Raw genomic sequence first — 24,306 nt, forward strand, 5'->3', positions numbered from 1 at the left:
CTAAAAACAAGCGGAACAATAGGAGAATTATAGGTTGGAAATATTTTTCTTTCGCACAAGAAAAAACGCCCCAGTCAAATACTGACTGGGGCGGCTGAATCAGCCTAATCCAATAACGTGAAACAAAAGGTCTGAAAGATAGAACATCTTACCTCTGTACCCTACAAGATTTAATGTACAACAATTGCTCAGAAATGAAAACCATTTTTGTAATTTTTTTTCATGAATGTTTTATTAAAACACGCAAATAAATTTTCCGACTCAACTTTATTTTAGACAAAAAAAAGCCAGTGTTTGTGCACTGGCTCATACTAATTTACTCAATAAGGTCAAAAACTGATTAGTGGGCTTGATCCCAGTTGTCACCGTGGCCAGCTTCCGCGACTAACGGTACAGCTAGATCAGCCGCTGACTCCATCAATTGTTGTACTTTACTTTCAATTTCGGCTAAAGATGACTCTTGGACTTCAAATACCAATTCATCGTGTACTTGCATCAATAACTTCACACGACCATCACCTTCAGCTCGAATCCACTCATCAACCAACAACATCGCTTTCTTGATAATGTCAGCCGCTGTACCTTGCATTGGCGCATTGATCGCCGCACGTTCAGCTGCTTTACGACGCATGCCATTACGAGATTGAATCTCTGGTAAATGTAGACGACGACCGTAAATGGTTTCAACAAAGCCTTGCTCTGAAGCTGTGCTACGTGTGTCTTCCATATACTGCATCACGCCAGGGTAGCGTTCAAAGTAAGTGTCCATATAATGTTGTGCTTCACCACGAGGAATACCAAGCTGCTTAGCCAAGCCGAACGCACTCATGCCATAGATAAGACCAAAGTTAACCGCTTTCGCACGACGACGTTGTTCAGTAGTTACCTGATCAATATCAACACCGATAATCTCAGCAGCAGTTGCTGCGTGAATATCTTTACCTTGTTGGAACGCTTCCAGTAACGCTTTGTCACCCGATAGGTGCGCCATGATACGCAATTCAATTTGCGAGTAATCGACTGCGAGAATCTTCCAACCGTGTTGTGCAACGAATGCTTGGCGGATACGACGACCTTCTTCATTACGAATTGGGATGTTTTGTAGGTTTGGATCGGTCGAAGACAAACGGCCCGTCGCGGTCACTGCTTGATGGTAAGACGTATGAACACGACCCGTTTCTGCATTGATCATCTTAGGCAGCTTATCTGTATAAGTAGACTTCAGTTTTGCTAGGCCACGATACTCAATGATCAACTTAGGTAGAGGGTAATCAAGAGCCAACTCTTGCAACACTTCTTCGTTGGTTGAAGCTGCTCCTGATGGTGTTTTCTTGATAACCGGTAAGCCCATTTTTTCAAACAAGATAGCTTGCAGCTGCTTAGGAGAGTTCATGTTGAACTCTTGCTCTGCAATTTCGTAGGCTTTCTGCTCTAGTTCATCAAGGCGAACTGCAATCTCTTGCGATTGTGCGCCTAACAGCATGTCATCAATGAATACACCCGTGCGCTCAATACGAGACATCACAGGGATCAGTGGGACTTCAATTTCTTCATAGATCGCTTTTAGCTTTTCATCTTGATCAAGATTTTCCATTAAGCGGTTATGAAGACGTAATGTCACATCCGCATCTTCCGCGGCATACGGAGAGGCTTCACCCAGTTCAATTTGGTTGAAAGTAAGCTGTTTCTTACCTTTACCGGCAATTTGTTCGAATGAGATGCAGCTGTGTTGTAGGAAACGCAGTGCCAAGCTATCCATATCATGTTTACCACCAACGCTATTGAAAACGTAAGAAGCCAGCATAGTATCGTGTTTGATGCCCTTCATATCGATACCGTAGCGCGCGAGCACACTCATATCGTACTTCAGGTTTTGACCCACTTTTGCTTGTGCGTCATCTTCTAGAATAGGTTTAAGCTGTTCAAGTACCCAATCACGATCCAACTGTTGTGGTGCGTCTAAGTAGTCATGGGCAACAGGTACGTAAGCGGCAACGCCTTCTTCGGTTGCGAATGACAGGCCGACAAGGTTAGCGACCATGTAATCTAGGCTGTCAGTTTCAGTATCAAAGGCAAACACTTCGGCTGCTTTGAGCTTCTCTAGCCATACATTGAATGATGCTTCATCCAAGATCGTCTCGTAGTGACTACGGTCTATCGTCACAGCAGAGGTATTCATTTCTACGGTAGAAGTCGTTGTTGAAGTGCTACTGCGTACCGCACCAGCCGATCTTTCATCAGCTTCAACTACGCCACTGCCACCTTCAAGTAGCTCGTTCAGCCAAGATTTAAACACCAACTGACCATATAGCTTAATCAGCTCATCGATATTTGGTTGTGCTTTCACGAGAGACTCTGGCGTGTCTTCAAGCTCGACATCGAGCTTAATTGTCGCAAGCTGGTAAGACATATCAGCATTGTCTTTATTATCAGCCAGCTTCTTAGCCATGGTTTTCGAACCACGGAAACCAAGCGCCGCAATATCATCAAGATTTTGATACAACTTTTCGATACTACCGATACCTTGCAACAATGCTGTTGCGGTCTTATCACCAACACCTGGAATGCCCGGAATGTTATCCACTTTATCGCCCATCAGCGCGAGATAATCGATGATCAACTCTGGTGGGATACCAAACTTCTCGATAACACCTTCACGATCCATCACTACATTGGTCATTGTGTTGATCAAGGTAACGTTGTCATCAACCAACTGTGCCATGTCTTTATCACCAGTACTGATAAGCACAGGCATACCCATCGCAGAAGCTTGAGAAGCCAACGTACCAATCACGTCATCCGCTTCAACGCCAGGAATAGAGATAAGTGGCAAACCCATCGCACGAATAACATTGTGCAGTGGCTCTATCTGACAACGAAGATCGTCAGGCATTGGTGGGCGGTTTGCTTTGTACTCTGGGTACATGTCATCACGGAACGTCTTTCCTTTCGCATCAAAAATAACCGCAATACGATCAGAAGCAAATTGACGCATCATGCTGCGTAACATGTTAACCACACCGTAAACAGCGTTAGTAGGGATATCACCATTGCTCATGGTGCCCGGGTAGGCATGGAACGCGCGATATAGGTAAGAAGAGCCATCGATCAGAATCAATGGATTATCAGGAATACGAGCCATAATGTTTGTGTATCCAGTAAGTACAGAAATAATCTGTTAAGGATGCCACGTCTGTTGGTTGGATTCTACGTTGTCGATCTGTATCCGTTCACTCGATTGTGTTCGTAATAATCAATTTATAGTTATTTTGTGTTCTGAGGCACGCTCCATCTGTGGATAACTCTGTTTATATTATTTACCCACCCTGTTGAGAACTAAGTTAAACCTAGCAAAAAACATAAATAAACCATTGTAAATAAAGAAAAAAATTACAGATCGAACATATGATCAACGATCTTTTTAAGATCTTGCATTGTGGAAAAGAATACTGATGGCGTTTTATTCACTAAAAAACGTGCCACTAAATATGCATCTTGTTGAAATTGAGATATAAAAAAAGCGACACCCGAAGATGTCGCCTAGCAAAAACCGGTAAAGCCATTCAAATTGAATACCACAGCTTTACCTAAAAGCTATAAATTACACTGGAAGCAATGTGAGCAATGTCGTGTCAAAAAGAACTTAGTACAAGTTCGCGAGAATTCTGTTGGGTAACCAAGTTGATACTTGAGTACTTAACATCCTTGTGAACATTTCCTCATTCCCTAAGACGAAGTTAATAATAATGATTCTCATTTAATAGTCAACACTTAAATGATAATAAATCTCATTTAATTTCTAATTCGATAATTACCGTGTTCAAATTTTCTTCAAAAAGTGAATTCTATGGTCATTAATTTCTTCTTTTTCTTCTAATTTTTCGATTAGGTAACCATTTCTCAATAACAAACGCAGCATCGCTGGAAACTGATTGCGAGATTTCACTTTCAGTTGTTGGTAGCCCTGTTGCTTCACCCACAGTTCTTGAACATCAAGTTGCGCTTGCGCCACACCCTTGTTTCTCGCCAATGATGAAACACCACCAAACCAACTATAAAATGTGTTTTCATCCAATTCATAACCAATCTTAAAACCAAGTAACACGCCCGCTTCTTCAGCAACGAGGATCAGGCTTGTTTTACCTGCTAATCGCTCCGATAAAGACGCTACACTCTCTTTTTTGGCAAACTCGGTAATCTGTTCAACAACAGAAACTGCCTCTTCTAATGAGCCTTCACGCACGATTACAGACATACTTGTTCTTCCTCATAAACAAAAGGGCTGACACAATGGCCAACCCTTTTACTGATTCATCGAATTGAACTCTAAATCATTACTTTTCTTTTAAGTGTTCTGCTGTTTGTGCGTTGTCTTCTGCAAGCCACTCAGCAACATCTTTAGCAAAGTAAGTAAGAATGCCATCGGCACCTGCACGCTTAAAACACAATAATGATTCCATTACGGTTTCGCGCTCTTTCAGCCAGCCATTCTGGATCGCTGCTTTGTGCATCGCGTACTCGCCAGATACTTGGTAAGCAAACGTTGGAGCTTGCAGCTCGTGCTTAACACGACGAACAATATCAAGGTAAGGCATGCCTGGTTTCACCATTACCATGTCTGCACCTTCATTCAAATCCATTGCTACTTCGTGAATCGCTTCATCACTGTTCGCAGGATCCATCTGGTAGTTCTTCTTGTTACCACCTTTTAGGTTCGAAGCACTGCCAACAGCATCACGGAATGGGCCGTAGTAACACGATGCGTATTTCGCAGAGTACGCCATGATTTGAGTATGAATATAGCCAGCTTCTTCTAATGCTTCACGGATCTTACCAATACGACCATCCATCATATCTGATGGTGCAACGACATCAGCGCCCGCTTCAGCGTGTGATAATGCTTGCTTGATCAAGACTTCAGTCGTCTCGTCATTCATCACGTAACCATCTTCATCGATGATTCCGTCTTGGCCGTGTGTAGTGAACGGGTCCAGTGCTACGTCAGTAATCACACCCATATTTGGCACGTGTTCCTTGAGTAAGCGTACTGCTCGTTGTACCAAACCTTCAGAGTTATGAGCTTCAGCCGCGCATAAACTTTTAGCATCTTGGTTCACTACCGGAAACAGAGCAATCGCAGGAACACCCAATTTTGACAGGTAATCCGCTTCCTCAAGCATGAGATCGATAGACAGACGTTCAACACCTGGCATTGACTCTACAGGTTCACGACGCTCTTTACCCATAAGAATAAACATTGGGTAGATGAGATCATCCACAGACAATTGATTTTCTGCCATTAGGCGACGGCTAAAGTCGTGCTTACGCATACGGCGCATACGACGACCTGGAAATTGACCTTGAATTGAAACAGACACTAGATTCTCCTTGCCTAGTCTAAGCACCAAAATGCTCAGATATGAAAGTGCTAAATACAGGCAAAAGCATATCACTGATGGCTCAGGACGCTAACAGTAAAATATAAAACCCACTCAAAAACAGGGATAAATGGCAAAAAATGACCTTCTCCTCACACTGCCGTATACTCATGACAACTCAGAAAAGACTGCTTTCAGGACACAACGATGATCGACACCCACGCCCATATTTACGCGAGCGAATTCGATGAAGACCGCGAACAAGTCGTGCAACGCGCACTTACTCAAGGTATTGATACGATTCTACTGCCTAACATCGATTTAGAATCTATCGAGCCAATGCTCGCGACGGAAGCTCAATTTCCGGAGGTATGTCGTTCAATGATGGGCTTACACCCTTGTTATGTGGATGCAAATATCGAACAGACCCTGAAAACCATTCGAGCTTGGTTCGATAAGCATGACTTTATCGCCGTGGGTGAGATAGGTATCGACCTGTACTGGGATAAAACCTTTAAAGCAGAACAAGAGATGGCGTTTGTGACTCAGCTGCAGTGGGCAAAAGAGCTTGATCTACCAGTGGTGATCCACACGCGAGATTCCATCGAAGAAACACTCACCCTACTTCGCAAAGAACAAGATGGAAGCTTACGCGGCGTATTCCACTGCTTTGGCAGCAGCTTAGAGGAAGCTCAAGCAATCAATGCGCTAGGTTTTCACTTGGGTTTAGGTGGCGTATCTACGTTCAAAAACTCAGGAATGGACAAAGTAATCCCTCATCTTGATATGAATTACGTCATTCTAGAGACAGATTGCCCGTATTTGGCACCCGCACCGAATCGAGGAAAACGCAATGAACCTGCTTACACTGAGTTAGTTGCGAAGCGAATTGCTGAATTACGCAATATTACAATAGATGAAGTCGATACTATAACCACAGCAAATGCCAAAGCCCTATTTGGCCTGTAACAATTTTATCAATAAATAAATTTAATGGTTTAGGGTAAATTTATTTGTTAAAACAAAGTGATATGTATACTATCAACCACCTGCATATGGGAGTAGTTGATATGTGTGATCACTCACAACACTTACAACGTCAACATCGAACTCTATGGCATAAGATCTTGGGTATCAAAGAGCTCTATATATGCCAAAACTGTGGCTATCAGTTAAAGATTCGATAAACAGACATAATAAAAAAGCGGCCCTAGGCCGCTTTTTTATTATGTGATTTTTTCTGAAGCACAAGCACTCTAACGATCATGCTATTGCAGCACTGCGCGAGTTAAGATTCAGCTTCTTCCTCTTCATCAGCATCTGGTTTTCGCACATAGAAACGCGCAAAGAACAGACCAATCTCAAACAGAATACACATTGGAATAGCCAACAGTGTTTGCGAGATCATATCGGGTGGCGTCAGCATCATACCAATGATGAAAGCGACAACAACGATGTATGGACGTTTTTCAGACAGTTGTTTCGGTGTCGTCGCGCCAGTCCAACATAGTAAGATAATCGCGACAGGCACTTCAAAAGCGATACCAAAAGCAAAGAATAGCGCGAGTACAAAATCAAGGTAACTCGATATGTCTGTTGCGAATTCTACTCCACCCAATGATATGGCAGTAAAAAAGCCAAAGACTAACGGGAATACAATGAAGTAGGCAAACGCCACACCACAGTAAAAAAGCAGTGAGCTTGATGCCAACAATGGCATGATCAAGCGCTTCTCATGCTTATATAAACCCGGCGCAACAAAAGCCCACACCTGATACAAAATAAACGGTACCGCGACAAAAATAGACGCGATTAAAGTTAACTTCAACGGTGTGAAAAATGGCGATGCAACATCCGTTGCGATCATCGTAGCCCCTTCCGGTAGACGATCTACCAAAGGTGCTGATACGAATTCATAAATATCATTAGCAAAATAAATTAGCCCAACAAACACAACCAGAACCGCAACAATCGCACGTAGTAAGCGATTACGGAGTTCTAGAAGGTGGCTAATTAAAGGCTGTGTCTGCTCAGTCGAAGACATGTCAAACCTCTTAAACAGGAAGATCGAAAAGGAGTCGCGTGCATACCTATGTACTTAAACATTTAGCTACTTAAGTATCTGGCGACTCCTCCTAGCGAGACTATTCGGCTTTCTTATCTGACGGTGCTGAAGCTTCACTATTGACCTGAATGGTTTCAGATTCAACAGTTTCCGTGACACTAGGTTCAGTATCACTTGGCTTATCAGACTCAGGCTTGGCATACGGACGTTGAACTTGAGCAGCGGCCTGCTTAAGTTCATCAACTGATGCTTTTAGGTCTGGAGATAAATCTTCCATACCCATTTTTTCCGCCTTACGTAGGTTTTCTTGAAGTTCTTGTACCTTTAGCTCATGAGAAAGTTCATCTTTCACACTATTTGCCATGCTTTTCGCTTGTCCAACAAACTTGGAGACACTACGAATCGCAACGGGCAAACGCTCAGGTCCTAAAACCACTAACCCAACGACAGATATTAATACCAGTTCCCAAAAACCGATATCAAACACGATTTACGCCTGCTCTTTGTCTTTCTTTGTTTCAGCAGTTGTTTCAGCGCTAGCTTCTTTCTTCTGCTGTTCAATATTCTTTGGTTCAAAGTCTGCGTCTTTCTTATCTGCAGGCTTGTCTTCATCGCTCATCGCTTTTTTGAAGCCTTTAACCGCTGAACCTAAGTCACCACCCATGCCGCGCAGTTTCTTTGTTCCGAATAGCAAAATTACAATTACAGCAATGATTAGAAGTTGCCAAATACTGATACCACCCATTGTCATTGTCCTCGGGTCTGTCTACACATAAAAAAATATTAAGAGAGTCTACTGTCTAACGACGGTAAGCTCGCCAACTAAGCAACCAAAATGTGACACCTGCGATGCCACAGCCCATGGATAGCTGCTCATAAGGGCTTGAAACTAATATTGCGGAGCATACGACTAAAGTGGCTCCAACACCAAACAAAAACTTTCCTGTCGCTTGTTGGCGTTTAGTATCTCGGTAGCCTTGGTAAAGCTGATCCATTCTCTGGTTCATCGCTTTACCCTGGCGAAGGCTGTCATAAAGTAACTCTGGCAGCTCTGGCAGTTTCTCTGCCCAGAATGGCGCACGCTCTTTTACTGCATTGATCACAGCTTGCGGCCCCACCTGATTCATCATCCAGGTTTCAAGGAAAGGCTTCGCCGTTGCCCACAAATCAAGTTGCGGATACAGCTGACGGCCTAGGCCTTCGACATACAACAAGGTCTTCTGCAGAAGTACCAACTGAGGTTGAACCTCCATGTTGAAACGTCTTGCTGTATTAAATAAGTTTAGCAACACATGGCCAAATGAGATCTCGCCAAGTGGTTTTGCAAAAATTGGCTCACACACCATGCGAATCGCGAATTCGAAATCATTGACGTTGGTGTCGTGTGGCACCCATCCTGAATCGACATGTAGCTCTGCAACTTTACGATAATCTCGATTAAAGAAAGCCAGTAAATTCTCTGCTAGGTAGCGCTTATCTTCACTGTTTAGCGTGCCGACAATGCCACAATCTAAGCCAATCCACTGAGGGTTTTCTGGATTTTCAGGGTTAACGAATACGTTGCCTGGGTGCATGTCCGCATGGAAAAAGCTGTCTCGGAATACTTGGGTAAAGAATACCGTCACGCCACGTTCAGCCAGCAATTTCATGTTGGTTCCGTTAGCTTCCAATGTCGCGATATCCGATACTTGAATACCGTAGATTCGCTCTGACACCATCAAGCTTTCACTGCTTAAATCAGAAATAACCTCTGGAACGTATAGCTCTTCGCTGCCTTCAAAATTACGTCGTAGCTGAATGGCATTTGCCGCCTCACGGCGCAGGTCTAGTTCATCGATTAGCGTTTTTTCGTACTCATGAACGACTTCAACAGGTTTCAAACGACGTGCTTCAGGAAGAGACTTAGCGACTATACGCGCCATCCGGTGCATCAGTTTTAGATCTGCATCAATCACCGGGCGAATATCAGGCCGAATTACCTTCAGAACAATCTCGCGGCCGCTCTCCTTTAGCTTTGCAGTATGCACCTGAGCAATAGAAGCAGAAGCCAATGGCTCGATATCAAAGTCGGTAAACCAGTTATCTAGACTGCCACCCAGTGCCTTTTCCATGTCTTGCTTGGCCAGTTGACCATCAAATGGCGCCACTTGGTCTTGCAATAAAGCCAATTGATCAGCGATATGAGGAGGAAATAGGTCACGACGCGTTGACATCATTTGACCAAACTTGATCCACACAGGCCCTAACTCTTGCAAAGCGAGACGCAAGCGCTGACCCAATTCTTTATCTTGATGCTTGTTCTTGAGCCAAAACAGAGACTTTCTCGCCAACAATGGGGCTTTAGTCAAATGGTGCTCAGGCATCAATTCATCAAGGCCGTACTCTAACTGTACCTTGATAATATGATAAAGACGTTTCAGTTCTGTTGGGGTCATGCTTTCTCCAACAGAGCGTTCAATTTAGCTTCAAGGCGGGCAACTGAGCTTTTTATGTCATCAACCTGATCGCAAAAATGCACCACTTCTAGCGGAGCCGGTGCAATCTTCCACTCTTCAGTCAAAACCTGAGCAACATGGTTTTGATGCTTAGTTGCTTGCTTCGCCACAAGGCTACCGACGTTTTTAACGCCTTGTACCAAGGTGTGAGCAACCACATCGCCAGTCACACGTGACAACCACTCTTCCAAATCAGGCTTGCAGTCTGTCATTAGTTGAGCAAACTTCTGCGCCAGCTGAATATCACCTTCTAAAATCAACTTATCTTGCTTGATCAACTTAGTGATGTTCGATTGCTCACGCAATTCAGGCAGCACCGATAGGTTCAAAGATAGGTAACAATCCGGTTGCCCTTCATATTCCGACAACACATCAATCTGCTGGCTGAAAACGAAGGTGAGTGTTTTATTCAACTCTTTCAAATTAACTTGAATGATCTGCCCTTTTAAACGAGATAAACGACGAACCAACGTTGGATCATCGTTCACTAAAGTATTTAAAGAGGTTTCAATAACCGCGGTTACCAATGGATCAAATGGCATGACTGTCCTTACCTTTGAAAACGGATAAGCCTTAACCTATCCGTTCTATCTTTATTCTTATTTTCTAGCACACTCAACGAGCCTGCTACCAAGTTCGATTAGAACTTGTAACCTCGGTGCAGCGCAACAATGCCGCCCGTTAGGTTGAAGTATTTTGTATTTTCAAAACCCGCTTCTTGCATCATGCCTTCCAAAGTTTCTTGGTTCGGGTGCATGCGGATAGATTCTGCAAGGTAACGGTAGCTGTCTGCATCGTTAGCAATCAGCTCACCCATTTTTGGTAACAGGTGGAAAGAGTATGCGTCGTAAACCTTTGATAGTGGTTCAAGTACTGGCTTAGAAAACTCAAGAACCAACAGACGACCACCCGGCTTAAGTACGCGATACATTGAACGCAGTGCTTGGTCTTTATCGGTTACGTTACGCAGACAAAAGCTGATCGTAATGCAATCGAAGTAGTTGTCAGGGAAAGGCAACTCTTCAGCATTCGCTTGTACGTAATGTACATTGCCAACAATACCGCTATCACGCAGCTTATCGCGGCCAACATTCAGCATTGAGTTGTTAATATCTGCAAGAACCACGTGGCCTTTTTCGCCAACGATACGCGAGAATTTCGCAGTAAGGTCGCCAGTACCACCACCAAGGTCTAGGATACGTTGACCAGGGCGAACGCCACTGCAATCAATCGTGAATCGCTTCCACAAGCGGTGAACACCACCCGACATTAGATCATTCATGATGTCGTATTTAGCGGCTACAGAGTGAAATACCTCTGCTACTTTCGCGACTTTTTCGTCTTTTGCGACTGTTTCGAAACCAAAGTGTGTGGTTTCTGACTCTACTGCTGAATTTGTCTGCACGCTTGTGTCCATAATGCTGTTATCTACCATGGTAAGTTCTCGTCGACAGCGCACTCTGTATTTAAAGGCGCTGCGGCCGATTAGTTTACTTTATCCTCAGCGGGTTGTCTTTCTACTAAGGAGGCATTTTCTGAAAAAGCCTCATTTTGAGCCATTTCAGCTATCCCAATCGAGATCGACTTTTTCACTTCAACACCAAGGTGTTTGAAGCTTTCAGCTTGACGAATCACATTGCCACGCCCAGTAACTAGCTTATTCATTGCTCCTTGGTAGCTTTGGTTGGCTCTATCTAATGAGCTTCCGAGACCTTCCATATCATCAACGAACAGGCGTAATTTGTCGTAAAGCTTGCTCGCGCGTTCAGCGATAACTTGCGCGTTCTGGTTCTGTCGGTCATTACGCCACAGGTTATCAATGGTGCGCAGTGCCACCAGCAGGGTCGTAGGGCTGACCAAGATAATGTTTTGCTCCATCGCATCTTTGACTAAGCTAGGATCGGCTTGAATCGCCACCTGAAACGCAGGTTCTACCGGAATAAACATCAACACATAATCAAGGCTCTGAATGCCTTTGAGCTGATGATAATCCTTCTGGCTCAAGCCTTTAATGTGCGCTCGCAATGAAGCCAAATGATCACGTAATGCAACATCACGTTGTTGATCAGTTTCAGCATTAAAGTAACGCTCAAACGCCACCAAGGCCATTTTTGAATCCACCACCACTTGCTTGTCTTGTGGCAAATGCACAATCACATCCGGTTGGTAACGCTTGCCTGCATCGTTTTGCAGGTTCACTTGAGTTTGGTATTCATGGCCTTCTCGCAGCCCTGATTCAGCGAGCACTCGCGCAAGTACCACCTCACCCCAATTACCTTGCTGCTTGTTATCACCCTTTAGAGCTTGGGTCAGATTCACAGCTTCACGAGTCATGCTCTCATTAAGACGCTGCAGGTTTTTAAGCTCATGCACCAAGGTATGACGCTCTTTGGCTTCTTGGCTAAAGCTGTCATTTACTTGCTTCTTGAAGCCCTCTAATTGCTCTTTCAGCGGAGACAACAAACCTTCCAAGCTCTGTTTGTTCTGCTGGTCAACCTTGGCAGTTTTACTCTCAAACAGTTGATTTGCTAACAGTTCAAACTGTTGCTTCAATCGAAATTCCGCTTGTTCTAACAATTGCAGCTTTTCATTGTTGGCGAGGTTTTCTTGATCATGTCTTGCTTCTTGTTCTCGAAGTTCAGCCTCTAACTCAGACTTATGCTCCTTAAGAACATTGATATCATCGGCGTACTGCTGGCGCTCTTGTTTCACGGCTTCAAAATAGCGCAGCTTTTCCATTGCGGCCATCACCTTGCCGTGCGCCTGCTTGAGCTCGAATGCCGCTTTGTCTCGATCATCGTCAAGCTCATCCAGTTCTTGTTGCGCCTCTGCGAGCGATGACTTGAGCTGCGCCTGTTGAGACTCATGCAACAAACGATCGGACTTAAGTTGCTGCTCCAGCAATCGCTGCTGAAAAGAGAGCTTCTGTTTAACCCACCAACCCACAACGCCACCGCTGACGAGCGCGCCAGAAATTGCAGCAATAAGCGTTGCTTGGTGTTCGATAATCCATTGCATGATAATGATTTAGCCTAATTGGAAATAACTCATTAAATGGTATTTTGATACTGGATAAATGTCCAGTTTGCCGTATTAAAATTCGACAGATAGACTAGGCGCTCCGTATTCTGCCCCATCACATTAGAATGAGTTGCTATGAACGAACGTCGTGCCTTGGGCTTTGGCCTTTCCGCAGTATTACTGTGGTCAACAGTTGCTACTGCTTTTAAGCTGACCCTTGCTGAGTTTTCACCGATCCAAATGCTGACCGTCGCTAGCATTGTGTCTTCTGTCGCATTGATTACCATCTGTGCCTTTCAAGGCAAGCTTTCTCAGTTGAGTACTACGTTTCTTTCAAACCCTTGGTATTACTTATTGCTTGGTTTAGTCAACCCATTGGCTTACTACCTGATTCTCTTCAAAGCATACGATTTACTGCCCGCTTCTCAGGCTCAAGCCATTAACTACAGTTGGGCAATCACCCTAACCTTAATGGCGGCGGTTTTTCTGGGGCAAAAAATTCGCAAACAAGATTGGGTTGCTTGTACCTTCAGCTATGCGGGCGTGGTGGTCATTGCCACCAAAGGTGATGTACTGGGAATGCAATTCGATAGTCCACTGGGTGTGGCACTGGCCCTGCTTTCAACGCTGCTTTGGGCGGGATACTGGATTCTCAATACCAAAAATAAAGCTGACCCTGTGGTGGGTGTATTGCTTGGTTTCTTAGTGGCACTACCATTCGCGATTGGTTTAACCCTTTACGAAGGCGAAAGCTTTGGCCAAATCACAGCGAAAGGTTGGATGGCCGTGACTTACGTAGGCCTATTCGAGATGGGTATTACCTTTGTGCTGTGGCTCTCAGCGCTAAAACTGACCAACAATACAGCGCGTATCAGCAATCTAATTTTTGCCTCACCATTTATCTCATTGATGCTACTTTCGACCATTATTGGCGAAGAAATCCACCCTGCGACACTATTTGGTTTAATGCTGATCATTGCGGGTTTGGTTATTCAACAGATCAAATGGGGAAAGAAGAAAAACAACCTCAACCCTGAAAGCTGATAGCTGATAGCCAGCGAAACTAAAATTCTCGCACTACACACCCTCCAGAGTGAGTAGCGATAGCAAACTTTAGAAACAAAAATGGCGAGTCCTATGACTCGCCATTTTTGTACTAATTATGAAGCATCTACTTCTAAATCCATGTTAGTTACCTCAATATTTTACTGAAGTCGCTTTCGTCATGTTAAGCGAATAGAACCTACTTCTCCAGTAATTAAAAAACACCAAATTAGAACGTTCGATATGGATTGTTATAAGTTTTACTAATAAGACTATTACGCATCCAACTAGGTAATACGACACCTTCATGATTAGATGTTATGAAAATGTTACTTAAGGAAATGTCGTGTCCCTATTACAAGAGCTAGAAAAGTGGCTACCAGAAATGGTAGAAATTAGACGAAATATTCATCAACACCCAGAGCTTGGTTTTGAAGAGTACAACACACAAAGTATGGTAATAGCCAAGCTCAAGGAATATGGCGTTGAACAAATAGACTCTCGTTTTGGAGGAACAGGCGTTGTTGCGGTTATCCAAGGGGAGCTCGGTGACGGAAAAACTTTAGGCTTAAGAGCCGATCTGGACGCATTACCGATCCACGAAGAAAACAACTTTTCTCACCGTTCTTGTCAGGCCGGAAAAATGCACGCATGTGGGCATGATGGACATACCACGATGCTGCTATACGCAGCAAAATACCTCGCAAAAAATCGCCAATTTAATGGTAAAGCCGTACTCATTTTTCAACCCGCTGAAGAAGGTGTCGGTGGCGCACAAAAAATGCTTCAGGATGGCTTACTTGAGTGCTATCCATTAGATGCATGTTACGCTCTTCATAACATGCCAGGCATACCAGAAGGGCATTTTGCATTCAAAGAAGGACCGATAATGGCAAGTTCCGATCGGCTCTTTATTCAGATTAATGGCAAAAGTGGGCATGCGGGCCTACCACAAAATACCCAAGATCCATTATTAGTTGCGACCCATATCTATCAAGGTATACAAGGCTTAGTCAGTCGAACTTATAGCCCCTTTGAACCGCTTGTTGTTTCAGTCACACAGCTACATTGCGGTGAGACAACTAACGCCATCGCTGATACCGCTCAAATGAGTGGCACCTTCAGAACTCTCTCCCAAAGTGTGCGAGACCGCTTGGTTACTCAACTTAATACTCTGGTGTCTCACACTGCCATGGCTTTCGACATGACTGCACAATTCTCCTTAGGTCCAATATCTCACCCACCTACCGTCAACAGCTTCCCCGAAGTCGAGACAGCAGTGAAAGCCGCCTCTTCAGTCGTTGGTAATGATCAGGTTAACGCAACATGTGAGGCTCTATTAGCCAGTGAAGACTTTTCTTTTTTTCTAGAACAAGTACCGGGATGCTATGGATTCATCGGCAACGGATTAACCATCAATGGAGAAACGATAGGATTGCACCACAAGAACTACGATTTCAATGATCGAGTGTTGCCGACCGGAGCCGCATACTTCATCTCGCTACTTCAACAAAACTAGCTCATAAAAAATTAGCACAGGGGTCACGATGACCCTAAATAATCACAGGAGTGTGACATGTCAGGTTTACTAGAGCAAAAACAACTCCCTCAGAACGTCAGCATAATTGATCGTATTGAGAAGTTTGGGGACCGAATTCCTCATCCATTCTATATGTTTATTACTTTATGCTTAGCGGTCATATTCTTGTCTTGGATAGTGTCTACTTTTGGAGGGAATATAACTCACCCTTTGAGCGGAGATGAAATCAAAGTAAAGAACCTACTCAGTGGTGAAGGGTTTGTTTACATTCTGAATTCAGCTGTATCAAATTTTATCGCGTTTAAACCTCTGGGTTTGGTACTTTGTATGATGCTCGCAGTAGGGCTTGTTCAAGAAGTAGGGTTAGCCGATTCAGCTATTAAGCAATCGCTTTTAAACGCACCCAAAAACTTCGTAACTGCCTCAATATTTCTAACCGGGATCATCGGTAACTTAGCATCTGATGCGGCGTTTATCTTAGTGCCTCCTTTAGCTGGCATCATTTTCTCTGCAACTAATCGAAACCCTGTAGTAGGAATTGCTGCAGGTTTTGTAGCTGTGGCCGCAGGCTTTACTGCCAACGTATTTATCGCAGGAACAGATGTTTTACTCTCAGGTATTTCAACAGAAGCTGCCCGCATTGTTGAACCAGTAGAGGTTAGCCCCGCTGCTAACTGGTACTTCATGATCCTTTCAGTACCTCTCTTGGTCATACTTGGAACACTCATTACCGACAAATACATAGAACCGCGATTTGATAAACAAACGAAACGTTCTGCCGAAGAATCTCCACTTAGCGCTAAAAATACAGAAACGTATTTTGTCACCGACATTCAGAAAAAAGCTTTAAAATGGTCTGGGTACGCATCAATTATTTTTATTCTTGGAATGATAGCATTGCTTCTTCCAAGTGACTCACCATTGAAAAACGCCGATGGCGGCTTAGTTCCGTCCCCCTTCCTTACTGGAATAATCCCAATAATTATGGCGTTTTTCATTATGAATGCCGTGGTTTACGGTGTAAAAGCAGGAGAGATAAAGAAAGCGAGTGATGTGCCCGATCTGATGGCGAAGTCATTGCATGGTATTGGTGGTTACATCGTCTTAGTTTTTGTTATTGCCCAATTTATTGCTTGGTTTAATTGGTCTAACTTAGCTATATTTTTCGCTGTAAATGGCGCTGAAATGCTTGCTCAAGTTGAAGTACCAAAACTATTAATGTTAGCCATGTTTATGGTGCTTGCAGGGTTCATGAACCTGATTGTTTTCAGTGGTTCGGCTCAATGGGCAATCATGGCTCCTGTATTTATTCCACTATTCATGCTGCTGGATATATCACCTGAATATACTCAGATGGCTTACAGAATCGCAGACTCAACAACCAATATTATATCTCCGACAAATCCTTACGTGCCGATGGTATTAGCACTGATAGCCAAATATAACCCCAACGTAAAATTCGGTACATTCCTAGCAATGATGGTCCCGTATGCATTCTTTCTATTTACAATCTGGGGAGCTGTATTCTTGACCTACACCATGTTAGGCCTACCTGTTGGACCTATGTAGATTTCGTAAACTACAGTTTGAGACTAACTTGCTTTCTGAGCATTAAATTAAACTCATCGATGATCTGTCGGTGAGTTTCTTTTCTCGTAATTAACCCAATTGAGCGATATTGAATTGGTTTTACTATTGGGATAAATCTTAAGTTCTCATGAGCATGTAATGAGGCGATGGTTGAAGATAAAATGGCAGAACCTAAACCACTATCGATCATACCAAGCAATGTTGAAGTGTGTGACGCACTAATTTCAGGATCATAGGTAAGACCTGCTCGCATAAATGCTTGATCAGCAAGTGTCCTTAAACTGTTCCCTGGACTGATACCAATAGATGCGTACTGATGAGCCTGCTTCCAGTTAACTTCACTCTCCGCACTCAAATGATGGGCCGTATTACAGGTAAAGCACAAGTGATCACGGAATAGTAATTCAAAATTCAGTTCTGAGTTATTAGGGGGAGTACCAATACCTATATCAGCACGTCCTTCTAGTACTGAGTTATGAATGTCATTAACCCGCTCCTCTATCAACCGAAATGAAAAAGATGGATGATTTTTTTTCAGCTCACTGATGGTCTTCGGGACCAGAGAAGAACACATCGAGTACAAAGACGAAATAACTAGCGTTCGATGGTAGCCTTGTTGACGAGCTTTACTATCCAACTCCCACTTATCTAAACGGTTAACAATGAACAAAGCTTCTTGATAGAACGTACGACCAGTTTCAGTTAGTAATATTTTTCGGCCTCTTTTCTCAATAAGTTCTGAGGCAGTTTGTACCGCAAGCTTTTGCATCATTTGGCTCAATGCAGATTGCGTAATGTGTATTTGTTCAGCCGCAACAGTAAAGCTTTTAGCCTCAGCAAGAGTAATAAACGCTTTAAGTTGTCGATAACTCACATCCATAAGACTGGCACCACCTTAAGTATTTTCTTTGTACAACGTTATCGATTACGAAATATCAATCAGAAGGCTCACAATATAAAATTCATACAAAGCGATAGAGTCAGTTCAACGTCATGGGATGCGACAATGTGTGTGGCCTCTCATAAAAATTGCAAAACAAAACACCGTATCAACACTTCGATGCAACTAGGATATTTTGCTATTACGCAGTCTGACTGAAATGAGGGATGTCATAAGGTCAGGTTATCAATACACCCTGTAGACATTGTTTTAGAAGAATCGTCTCAAACCGGAATCGTCAAAACCGCTCTGTTCCAACCTAGAGTAATAAGTGATTAAGGATTTGGACTTTACTGATACTGATACTGATACTGATGATTGAACCATGCGATCAGTGCCTCAGGAGGAGTGAGACACATTAATAATTAAGAGTTAGATTTGAAGCTATTGCGAATTTAGATTCCACAGTTAAATTAACCTTGGATAACATATCTTTCCCAAACTAGGCTCTGACAACTCAAAGCCTGATAAAGACGGTTACAAATTGCATTTTTGCTTGAGACTTAAAATTTAGTCACAAAAGAAACTAAATGTCAGAATGAAAAATAATTACTTTCGAAGTATGGATAGTGACAATCACAGCTAAGAGACAAATTTTCTTATCTCCACACAGCTCTTAAACCCACTGGCCTGCTGCAAAGCCTGAGCTCCAGCACCATTGGAAGTTATAGCCGCCTAACCAACCGGTTACATCCATTACTTCACCGATGAAGTAAAGGCCAGAGACCGTCTTACACTCCATCGTTTTTGAGGATAGGTGATTAGTGTCTACACCGCCTAAAGTCACTTCAGCCGTTCGGTAGCCTTCGGTGCCGTTGGGTGCGATTTTCCAGTTCTCTAGATGCTCTACAATGTCATTCAACTGCTTTTCGTTGAACTGCTTGAGCGGTTTGTCTTCGAGCTCTTTACGGTCTATCAACACCTCAACGAAACGCTTTGGTAATGCTTTCGCTAAGGTATTTTTCAAGCTCTGATTTGGGTGTTTCTCGCGAGAGTTTTCAAGTAGCTCAGCAACGTCCACTTCAGGAACTAAATTGATAGAAACAGATTGACCTGCTTTCCAGAATGAAGAGATTTGCAGTACCGAAGGGCCAGACAGGCCGCGGTGAGTAAACAATAGCGCTTCTTTGAATAAAGTGCCGTCTTGCGCAGTGATCTCGGCAGGAATCGCGATTCCGGAAAGCTCAGCAAAGGCTTCTTTGTCTTCTTTATGCAGAGTAAACGGCACCAAACCAGCGGTTGTTGGAACAACCGACAAACCAAACTGCTCAGCTACTTTATAGCCAAATGGGGTCGCACCCAGTTTTGGCATTGAAAGGCCACCGGTTGCGATAACCAATGAATCACACTCAACTTCATCGGTATTGAGGTGCATCTTGAAACCAGCGTCTGTTTTCTCAATCGAATGAACATCACAACGGTAACGTTCTTCAACCTTTGCTTGCTTACATTCTGCTAGCAGCATGGTGACGATATCTTTTGAGTTATGATCATTCACACAGAACAGTTGTCCGTGATCGCGTTCTTCAAATTCAATACCGTGCTTACTTACCATCGAGATAAAATCCCAATTGGTGTATTGAGAAAGTGCCGATTTCACAAAGTGGCTGTTATTACACAGGAAGTGATTAGCACTGACATCATAATTAGTAAAGTTACAGCGACCGCCACCAGCAATAAGGATTTTTCTTCCCGGTTTTTTTGCATGATCTACGACGAGTACTCGTCGGCCGCGTTTGCCTGCTTCTGCTGCACACATCAAGCCAGCTGCACCTGCGCCAATTACGATTACGTCAAATTTTTCACTCATTGTGGTTCTGCTTTCTTCACTTTTGCATCACGAAGCACACCTTGTGCTCATAACGCCACCAATAAAAAAGGATGTGCATAACAGCACATCCTTACTAATTGCTCGCTATTCTAACGGCAATTTTCAACTTTGCAATTGATGTTCATTCGTGCAAATTTCTGTCAGCATCCACAACATAAAGCGGGCGACTGATTCAGCGAATCGAGTTCGAATTAATCACTCAAATCACCTTAAAATTTAAACGATGAATGAAGACAGTAGCGTTACACCAAGTAGAGAGACAGACAATATAAACAACTGTCTCACTCGATCACATTTTGTCGTAAACACGGCATCATGATGATGGTGATACTCTTTACTTTTTATGTAACTAAACAAGCGAACTTGTTTGGTCATATTGCCATGGGTTGTGAAAAAACCACCGCCATCCACTTGTTGATAAAGCAGAGGGTGAGCTTCTCGCATGATATAAATAAGTGTTCTCAGCGCAGTAAGATATCGCGCCCAGTTCAAACATGTCACAACCATTAGTGCAAATAGAATAGTGTCGCCGCTGATCATCCTTTCCTCCCTACATCTTCAAGGGAATACTCAAGAGAAAAAGATAATCAGTGTCTTTTTCTTACAGCCTAAACTGCAGGAGCTTCCATAATTGAAGATGAACCATCTTTTGCCAATTGCGCTAGGTCTTTATCAATAAAGAACAGTGCCTTACCGTCTTCACCAACGAGCTCTAGCTTATCCAATACACCTTTAAACAACTTCTCTTCTTCGTGTTGCTCTGCAACGTACCATTGCAGGAAGTTGAAGGTTGAGTAGTCTTGTGATGTGAAAGCAACGTGAGCCAGTTTGTTGATCTTTTCAGTGATCATTTGCTCATGTTCATAGGTTTCACGAAACACTGCGCCAAGGCTTTCAAATTCATGTTTTGGCGCTTCAATCGCACCAAGAATTGGCATTGCACCTGTTTCACTAACGTAAGTGAAAAGACGCTGCATATGTTCCATTTCTTCTACTGCATGAACACGCAGAAACTCTGCTGCACCTTCAAATCCTTTGTCTTCACACCAAGCACTCATTTGTAAGTATAGGTTGGATGAGAAAAATTCTAGATTAATTTGATCATTCAGTTGCTCAACCATAGTTTTTGACAGCATTTAAGACTCCTAATTACACCCTCAATTTTCTTTACTATATCACTATTTAATGAATATCTCGCTGACCATTAGTTAACCGATATTTCGGACTATCACTACGCAAGACGGTGGATATGAGATCACTTCAGCAAAAAAAGGCATCACATAGTGCTAATCTTTAATCAGACAATGAATAAAAGAGGTAGCAATATGAGTTACAAACATATTTTGGTCGCAGTCGATTTATCAGATGACAGCAAATTACTTGTGGATAAAGCGGTAGCATTGGCTAAGCCATTGGAAGCCAAAGTCTCTTTTATCCATATCGATATTAACTACGCAGAGCTTTATACCGGCCTGATTGATATCAACATGGCCGAAACCCAACACAATGCGATGGAAGCCTCTCGTATTCAGCTGCAAAATTTTGCTGACTACGCTCAATACCCAATAACTCACACTTTGGTGGGCAGTGGCGACTTGAGCCATGAGCTATGTGACACCATCAATGAGTTCAATGTCGATTTGGTGGTTTGTGGTCACCATCAAGATTTTTGGAGCAAGCTGCTTTCTTCAACACGACAACTGATCAACTCTTCACCCGTTGATATGCTGGTCGTGCCTCTAAGAGATTCAGAAGACTAATGATTTAAGGTTAGGTAACATACAGCTCATATCTTATTAACGAAGTTTTACTATGAGCTATTTAGCTGGTGTTACCCTCCTATGGGCGTTCTCCTTTAGCCTGATCGGCGTTTACCTTGCTGGTCAGGTTGATTCTTGGTTCTCTGTTCTGATGCGTGTTGCCCTTGCTGGTATCGTGTTTCTTCCCTTCCTTAAGTTTCGCGGTGTCTCGCGTAAGCTGATCGGAAAATTGATGGCCATTGGTGGTATTCAGCTTGGGCTGATGTACTGCTTCTACTATCAATCTTTTTTGCTACTCTCCGTACCTGAAGTCCTTCTGTTTACTGTATTTACCCCAATTTATGTCACTCTTATTTATGACTTTCTCAAAGGGCAATTCTCACCTTGGTATCTAGTGACAGCCGCTATTGCAGTATTAGGCGCGGTGTTCATTAAGTTTGCCGGTATCAACGACAACTTTTTAGTCGGCTTCCTTGTCGTTCAAGGCGCGAACCTGTGCTTTGCTATCGGTCAGGTGGGTTATAAGGTGGTAATGGAGAAGGAGTCCGCTGAACTACCTCAGCGCACTGTATTTGGCTATTTCTACTTAGGCGCGTTATGTGTGGCTTCGGTTGCTTTCCTGCTACTGGGCAACCCTGAGAAACTGCCAACAACCACACTTCAATGGGGAATCCTGATCTACCTTGGCTTAATTGCCTCGGGGCTGGGTTACTTTATGTGGAATAAAGGCGCATGCATGGTTAATACTGGTGCACTGGCCGTGATGAACAATGCATTGGTTCCAGCTGGCCTTGTGGTGAATATCCTGATTTGGAACAGAGATGTCGATTTGGTTCGCCTTGCCATTGGTGGAGGCGTTGTCTTACTGTCTCTGCTTGTGAATGAGACTTGGGTAAAGAAGCGTGTTGCGAGAGATGCTAGTAATGCCTAGCGCGTTAAGCTAACAATCTTTAGTTAACTAACAAGCTGTATTTAGCTAACAAGATTTGTTTGACTCGCAAGATGTTTATTTAAACTAAGACCAAAAAAGCAAAAGAGCGACTGTAGGTCGCTCTTTTTAAATCATCTGTTTAGCAATAAGCTCTTCGAATTAACTTCAGTGGATGTGATTGTGGCTCACTACCTGAGTCTTGCTTTCAGTGAAGGCAACGTCATCAAGTTGTAGGTTGATGCGTTCAAGGTCACTTTCCAGTTTTTGGCTTTTCTTAAACAGCTTTTGCTGCTTCTTAATCATCTTCGCGAGCTTTTTGTTGTACTTCTCTTGTTTCTTCGCCGCTTTCTTCGCTTGTTTAAGCTCCGATTTATCATCACCACTCGCCTTGGCCATCAGCTTTTTCAGCTTGGCTTTTTTCTGTGATGCTTTATCCGTAATAGATGCTTTATCTTCAATCTCAACAACGGCTGGATCGAACATTTTCACAGTAGGTTCAAGGGTCTCGTTGATTTCCGCAAGCGATAACTCTGGCGCTGGCAATGTTTCAGCCAACAGTCCACACGCGACTTTTTCTTCGTCAGGCTTATTCTGGCAACCAAGAGGGGGAATTGCGGTTGGTTTGCATAGGTTTGCTTCGTCCGCCGATGAACGTGCACAAGAACGACACACAAACTTAGGTTGGGTAACCAAGCTGTGGATCTCTCCTAGGTGTTCGGTAATATCTCGACGGTTTAACTTACAAAAGCGTTTAGCCATGCTACAACTCCAGCTAAGAATAATAATGATTCTTAGTTAGATATACATCCGTAACGCGGCTATCGCAAGTGTTAAATAGTAATTTATCGTATTTATGACGGGAAACTTTCTTAACGTGTTGCTAAGTTATTGATGCTTTCACTAAGTCATTGATGCTTTCACATACACATCAAAACGGTTCTTTTTGGTTTCTATCGCCATGCTCGGTTTTTGCTCACCTAACCAAGCTGCGTAATCCGGTCTTTTCACCACGACTCGTTTTGATGCGAGCTTAAGGGCGGGTTGCAATAGCGCATCTGCATCCATGTCTGCGCCAACCAAAGATTGGAATACTCGCATCTCTTTTTTAACCAAAGCCGATTTCTTTTTGTTCTCGGGGTGCGGGTACATAGGGTCGAGGTAGACCACATCTGGCTGTGCGAAATTAGGATCATCGCTTAGCTTATCTAAAGCGTCATGACTCGAAGCGTGAATCAACTTCATACGTTCAGTTACCCAACCGCCAATATCTGGATCTTGCTGCGCACGTTGTAAGCCATCATCAAGTAAGGCTGCCACAACAGGATGACGCTCGACCATTTGCACCTTACAACCTAAAGAAGCCAACACAAACGCATCACGCCCTAAGCCTGCCGTACCATCAAGAATGGTTGGCGTTGCGCCTTTGTTTAAACCTGCCGCTTTAGCGATCGCCTGACCTTTACCACCACCAAACTTACGTCTGTGACCGACTGCGCCACCGACTAAATCAACAAAGATAGCGCCAAGTTTCGGTTCGTCCACTTTGCGTAACTCAAGTCGCTCACTGGTCAGAACCAACGCAAAATCGCTGTTTTCATCATGGGATAAATTCCAACGGGTCGCTAAGTCATTTAAATGATCGATTTGGGTAGCATCTTCGCAAATCAGTTGTAGTTGCAAGGTCGTCTCCAACAGACAGTAGTATTCAAAA

General features: G+C 43.4%; 23 protein-coding genes. 6 read left to right on the top strand and 17 right to left on the bottom strand.

All coding sequences use genetic code 11. The annotated features are described in order from the left end of the window. Nucleotides 1–99: 99 nt before the first annotated feature. From OCV36_RS25595 to hemB, 4 genes are all read right to left on the bottom strand, one after another. Nucleotides 100–147 (bottom strand): hypothetical protein, encoded by a 48-nt coding sequence (locus OCV36_RS25595; protein WP_438356636.1) that lies wholly within the window; start codon nucleotides 145–147, stop codon nucleotides 100–102. A 193-nt stretch (nucleotides 148–340) separates the two neighbouring features. Continuing rightward, nucleotides 341–3,142, bottom strand: coding sequence for a DNA polymerase I (polA, locus tag OCV36_RS15770; protein ID WP_102553923.1), 2,802 nt, complete (start codon nucleotides 3,140–3,142; stop codon nucleotides 341–343). Nucleotides 3,143–3,820: 678 nt separating this feature from the next. Further along, complete coding sequence (locus tag OCV36_RS15775; protein ID WP_135455822.1) at nucleotides 3,821–4,255, bottom strand: GNAT family N-acetyltransferase; 435 nt, start codon at nucleotides 4,253–4,255, stop codon at nucleotides 3,821–3,823. A gap of 79 nt (nucleotides 4,256–4,334) precedes the next feature. After that, nucleotides 4,335–5,378, bottom strand: coding sequence for a porphobilinogen synthase (hemB, locus tag OCV36_RS15780; protein ID WP_017075496.1), 1,044 nt, complete (start codon nucleotides 5,376–5,378; stop codon nucleotides 4,335–4,337). Between the two features lie 207 nt (nucleotides 5,379–5,585). On the opposite strand from hemB, the gene OCV36_RS15785 reads away from it, so the two are divergent. Further along, a complete protein-coding gene (locus tag OCV36_RS15785) occupies nucleotides 5,586–6,347 on the top strand; it encodes a TatD family hydrolase (RefSeq protein ID WP_135455823.1) in 762 nt (253 codons plus the stop codon). 319 nt (nucleotides 6,348–6,666) lie between these two features. Here OCV36_RS15785 and tatC read toward each other — a convergent pair whose 3' ends face one another. From tatC to rmuC, 7 genes are all read right to left on the bottom strand, one after another. Continuing rightward, nucleotides 6,667–7,422 carry a twin-arginine translocase subunit TatC gene (tatC, locus tag OCV36_RS15790; RefSeq protein WP_017075498.1) on the bottom strand — a complete coding sequence of 252 codons (756 nt, stop codon included), beginning with the start codon at nucleotides 7,420–7,422 and terminating at the stop codon, nucleotides 6,667–6,669. A gap of 100 nt (nucleotides 7,423–7,522) precedes the next feature. Continuing rightward, nucleotides 7,523–7,930 (bottom strand): Sec-independent protein translocase protein TatB, encoded by a 408-nt coding sequence (tatB, locus tag OCV36_RS15795; protein ID WP_017075499.1) that lies wholly within the window; start codon nucleotides 7,928–7,930, stop codon nucleotides 7,523–7,525. 3 nt (nucleotides 7,931–7,933) lie between these two features. Then, entirely contained in the window at nucleotides 7,934–8,188 is a 255-nt protein-coding gene (tatA, locus tag OCV36_RS15800) for a Sec-independent protein translocase subunit TatA (RefSeq protein ID WP_004735565.1), read from the bottom strand. Between the two features lie 55 nt (nucleotides 8,189–8,243). Continuing rightward, the gene (ubiB, locus tag OCV36_RS15805) at nucleotides 8,244–9,878 is read right to left on the bottom strand and encodes a ubiquinone biosynthesis regulatory protein kinase UbiB (RefSeq protein ID WP_102553920.1); all 1,635 of its coding nucleotides are present in this window, start codon (nucleotides 9,876–9,878) and stop codon (nucleotides 8,244–8,246) included. Then, nucleotides 9,875–10,480: a ubiquinone biosynthesis accessory factor UbiJ gene (locus OCV36_RS15810; protein ID WP_017075501.1), complete on the bottom strand. Its 606-nt coding sequence runs from the start codon at nucleotides 10,478–10,480 to the stop codon at nucleotides 9,875–9,877. Before OCV36_RS15810 ends, ubiB begins: the two co-directional genes overlap by 4 nt. A 98-nt stretch (nucleotides 10,481–10,578) precedes the next feature. Beyond that, complete coding sequence (ubiE, locus tag OCV36_RS15815) at nucleotides 10,579–11,358, bottom strand: bifunctional demethylmenaquinone methyltransferase/2-methoxy-6-polyprenyl-1,4-benzoquinol methylase UbiE (protein WP_026012235.1); 780 nt, start codon at nucleotides 11,356–11,358, stop codon at nucleotides 10,579–10,581. Nucleotides 11,359–11,423: 65 nt separating this feature from the next. Continuing rightward, nucleotides 11,424–12,956: a DNA recombination protein RmuC gene (rmuC, locus tag OCV36_RS15820; RefSeq protein WP_135455825.1), complete on the bottom strand. Its 1,533-nt coding sequence runs from the start codon at nucleotides 12,954–12,956 to the stop codon at nucleotides 11,424–11,426. A gap of 138 nt (nucleotides 12,957–13,094) precedes the next feature. Between rmuC and OCV36_RS15825 the strand changes: the two genes are divergently transcribed. The 3 genes from OCV36_RS15825 (at nucleotide 13,095) to OCV36_RS15835 (ending at nucleotide 17,112) form a co-directional block, all read left to right on the top strand. Further along, nucleotides 13,095–14,003 carry a DMT family transporter gene (locus OCV36_RS15825; protein ID WP_135455827.1) on the top strand — a complete coding sequence of 303 codons (909 nt, stop codon included), beginning with the start codon at nucleotides 13,095–13,097 and terminating at the stop codon, nucleotides 14,001–14,003. Nucleotides 14,004–14,349: 346 nt separating this feature from the next. Next, nucleotides 14,350–15,522, top strand: coding sequence for an amidohydrolase (locus tag OCV36_RS15830; protein ID WP_210114715.1), 1,173 nt, complete (start codon nucleotides 14,350–14,352; stop codon nucleotides 15,520–15,522). Between the two features lie 57 nt (nucleotides 15,523–15,579). Continuing rightward, entirely contained in the window at nucleotides 15,580–17,112 is a 1,533-nt protein-coding gene (locus tag OCV36_RS15835; protein ID WP_135455828.1) for an AbgT family transporter, read from the top strand. A 10-nt stretch (nucleotides 17,113–17,122) separates the two neighbouring features. On the opposite strand, the gene OCV36_RS15840 is transcribed toward OCV36_RS15835, so the two are convergent. From OCV36_RS15840 to ftnA, 4 genes are all read right to left on the bottom strand, one after another. Then, nucleotides 17,123–18,013 (bottom strand): LysR family transcriptional regulator, encoded by an 891-nt coding sequence (locus tag OCV36_RS15840; protein WP_135455830.1) that lies wholly within the window; start codon nucleotides 18,011–18,013, stop codon nucleotides 17,123–17,125. 676 nt (nucleotides 18,014–18,689) lie between these two features. Then, nucleotides 18,690–19,883, bottom strand: a complete 1,194-nt coding sequence (locus OCV36_RS15845) for a BaiN/RdsA family NAD(P)/FAD-dependent oxidoreductase (protein ID WP_017075504.1) — start codon at nucleotides 19,881–19,883, stop codon at nucleotides 18,690–18,692. A gap of 237 nt (nucleotides 19,884–20,120) precedes the next feature. Next, nucleotides 20,121–20,444 carry a universal stress protein UspB gene (gene uspB, locus OCV36_RS15850; RefSeq protein WP_017075505.1) on the bottom strand — a complete coding sequence of 108 codons (324 nt, stop codon included), beginning with the start codon at nucleotides 20,442–20,444 and terminating at the stop codon, nucleotides 20,121–20,123. Between the two features lie 68 nt (nucleotides 20,445–20,512). Beyond that, nucleotides 20,513–21,040: a non-heme ferritin gene (ftnA, locus tag OCV36_RS15855; RefSeq protein ID WP_017075506.1), complete on the bottom strand. Its 528-nt coding sequence runs from the start codon at nucleotides 21,038–21,040 to the stop codon at nucleotides 20,513–20,515. A 189-nt stretch (nucleotides 21,041–21,229) separates the two neighbouring features. On the opposite strand from ftnA, the gene uspA reads away from it, so the two are divergent. Both uspA and OCV36_RS15865 read left to right on the top strand, forming a co-directional pair. Next, the gene (gene uspA / locus OCV36_RS15860) at nucleotides 21,230–21,664 is read left to right on the top strand and encodes a universal stress protein UspA (RefSeq protein ID WP_029225116.1); all 435 of its coding nucleotides are present in this window, start codon (nucleotides 21,230–21,232) and stop codon (nucleotides 21,662–21,664) included. A 52-nt stretch (nucleotides 21,665–21,716) separates the two neighbouring features. Next, complete coding sequence (locus OCV36_RS15865) at nucleotides 21,717–22,595, top strand: carboxylate/amino acid/amine transporter (RefSeq protein WP_135455832.1); 879 nt, start codon at nucleotides 21,717–21,719, stop codon at nucleotides 22,593–22,595. Nucleotides 22,596–22,760: 165 nt separating this feature from the next. Here the strand turns inward: OCV36_RS15865 and OCV36_RS15870 are convergent, their stop codons facing one another. Both OCV36_RS15870 and OCV36_RS15875 read right to left on the bottom strand, forming a co-directional pair. Beyond that, nucleotides 22,761–23,354 (bottom strand): hypothetical protein, encoded by a 594-nt coding sequence (locus tag OCV36_RS15870; protein WP_135455835.1) that lies wholly within the window; start codon nucleotides 23,352–23,354, stop codon nucleotides 22,761–22,763. Between the two features lie 141 nt (nucleotides 23,355–23,495). Beyond that, the gene (locus OCV36_RS15875; protein WP_102553914.1) at nucleotides 23,496–24,275 is read right to left on the bottom strand and encodes a class I SAM-dependent methyltransferase; all 780 of its coding nucleotides are present in this window, start codon (nucleotides 24,273–24,275) and stop codon (nucleotides 23,496–23,498) included. Nucleotides 24,276–24,306 lie beyond the last annotated feature (31 nt).

This window comes from Vibrio echinoideorum, assembly GCF_024347455.1.
In the GTDB taxonomy this organism is placed as follows: domain Bacteria; phylum Pseudomonadota; class Gammaproteobacteria; order Enterobacterales; family Vibrionaceae; genus Vibrio; species Vibrio echinoideorum.

Bases quoted from the DNA above. Each gene is read 5' to 3' on its own strand.
- OCV36_RS15810 (WP_017075501.1), bottom strand. From the start codon at position 10,480: ATGCCATTTGATCCATTGGTAACCGCGGTTATTGAAACCTCTTTAAAT.
- polA (WP_102553923.1), bottom strand. From the start codon at position 3,142: ATGGCTCGTATTCCTGATAATCCATTGATTCTGATCGATGGCTCTTCT.
- OCV36_RS15870 (WP_135455835.1), bottom strand. From the start codon at position 23,354: ATGGCTAAACGCTTTTGTAAGTTAAACCGTCGAGATATTACCGAACAC.
- uspB (WP_017075505.1), bottom strand. From the start codon at position 20,444: ATGATCAGCGGCGACACTATTCTATTTGCACTAATGGTTGTGACATGT.
- OCV36_RS15775 (WP_135455822.1), bottom strand. From the start codon at position 4,255: ATGTCTGTAATCGTGCGTGAAGGCTCATTAGAAGAGGCAGTTTCTGTT.
- OCV36_RS15785 (WP_135455823.1), top strand. From the start codon at position 5,586: ATGATCGACACCCACGCCCATATTTACGCGAGCGAATTCGATGAAGAC.
- OCV36_RS15835 (WP_135455828.1), top strand. From the start codon at position 15,580: ATGTCAGGTTTACTAGAGCAAAAACAACTCCCTCAGAACGTCAGCATA.
- ftnA (WP_017075506.1), bottom strand. From the start codon at position 21,040: ATGCTGTCAAAAACTATGGTTGAGCAACTGAATGATCAAATTAATCTA.
- tatA (WP_004735565.1), bottom strand. From the start codon at position 8,188: ATGGGTGGTATCAGTATTTGGCAACTTCTAATCATTGCTGTAATTGTA.
- uspA (WP_029225116.1), top strand. From the start codon at position 21,230: ATGAGTTACAAACATATTTTGGTCGCAGTCGATTTATCAGATGACAGC.
- OCV36_RS15825 (WP_135455827.1), top strand. From the start codon at position 13,095: ATGAACGAACGTCGTGCCTTGGGCTTTGGCCTTTCCGCAGTATTACTG.
- OCV36_RS15865 (WP_135455832.1), top strand. From the start codon at position 21,717: ATGAGCTATTTAGCTGGTGTTACCCTCCTATGGGCGTTCTCCTTTAGC.
- tatC (WP_017075498.1), bottom strand. From the start codon at position 7,422: ATGTCTTCGACTGAGCAGACACAGCCTTTAATTAGCCACCTTCTAGAA.
- OCV36_RS15840 (WP_135455830.1), bottom strand. From the start codon at position 18,013: ATGGATGTGAGTTATCGACAACTTAAAGCGTTTATTACTCTTGCTGAG.
- rmuC (WP_135455825.1), bottom strand. From the start codon at position 12,956: ATGCAATGGATTATCGAACACCAAGCAACGCTTATTGCTGCAATTTCT.
- OCV36_RS15845 (WP_017075504.1), bottom strand. From the start codon at position 19,883: ATGAGTGAAAAATTTGACGTAATCGTAATTGGCGCAGGTGCAGCTGGC.
- ubiB (WP_102553920.1), bottom strand. From the start codon at position 9,878: ATGACCCCAACAGAACTGAAACGTCTTTATCATATTATCAAGGTACAG.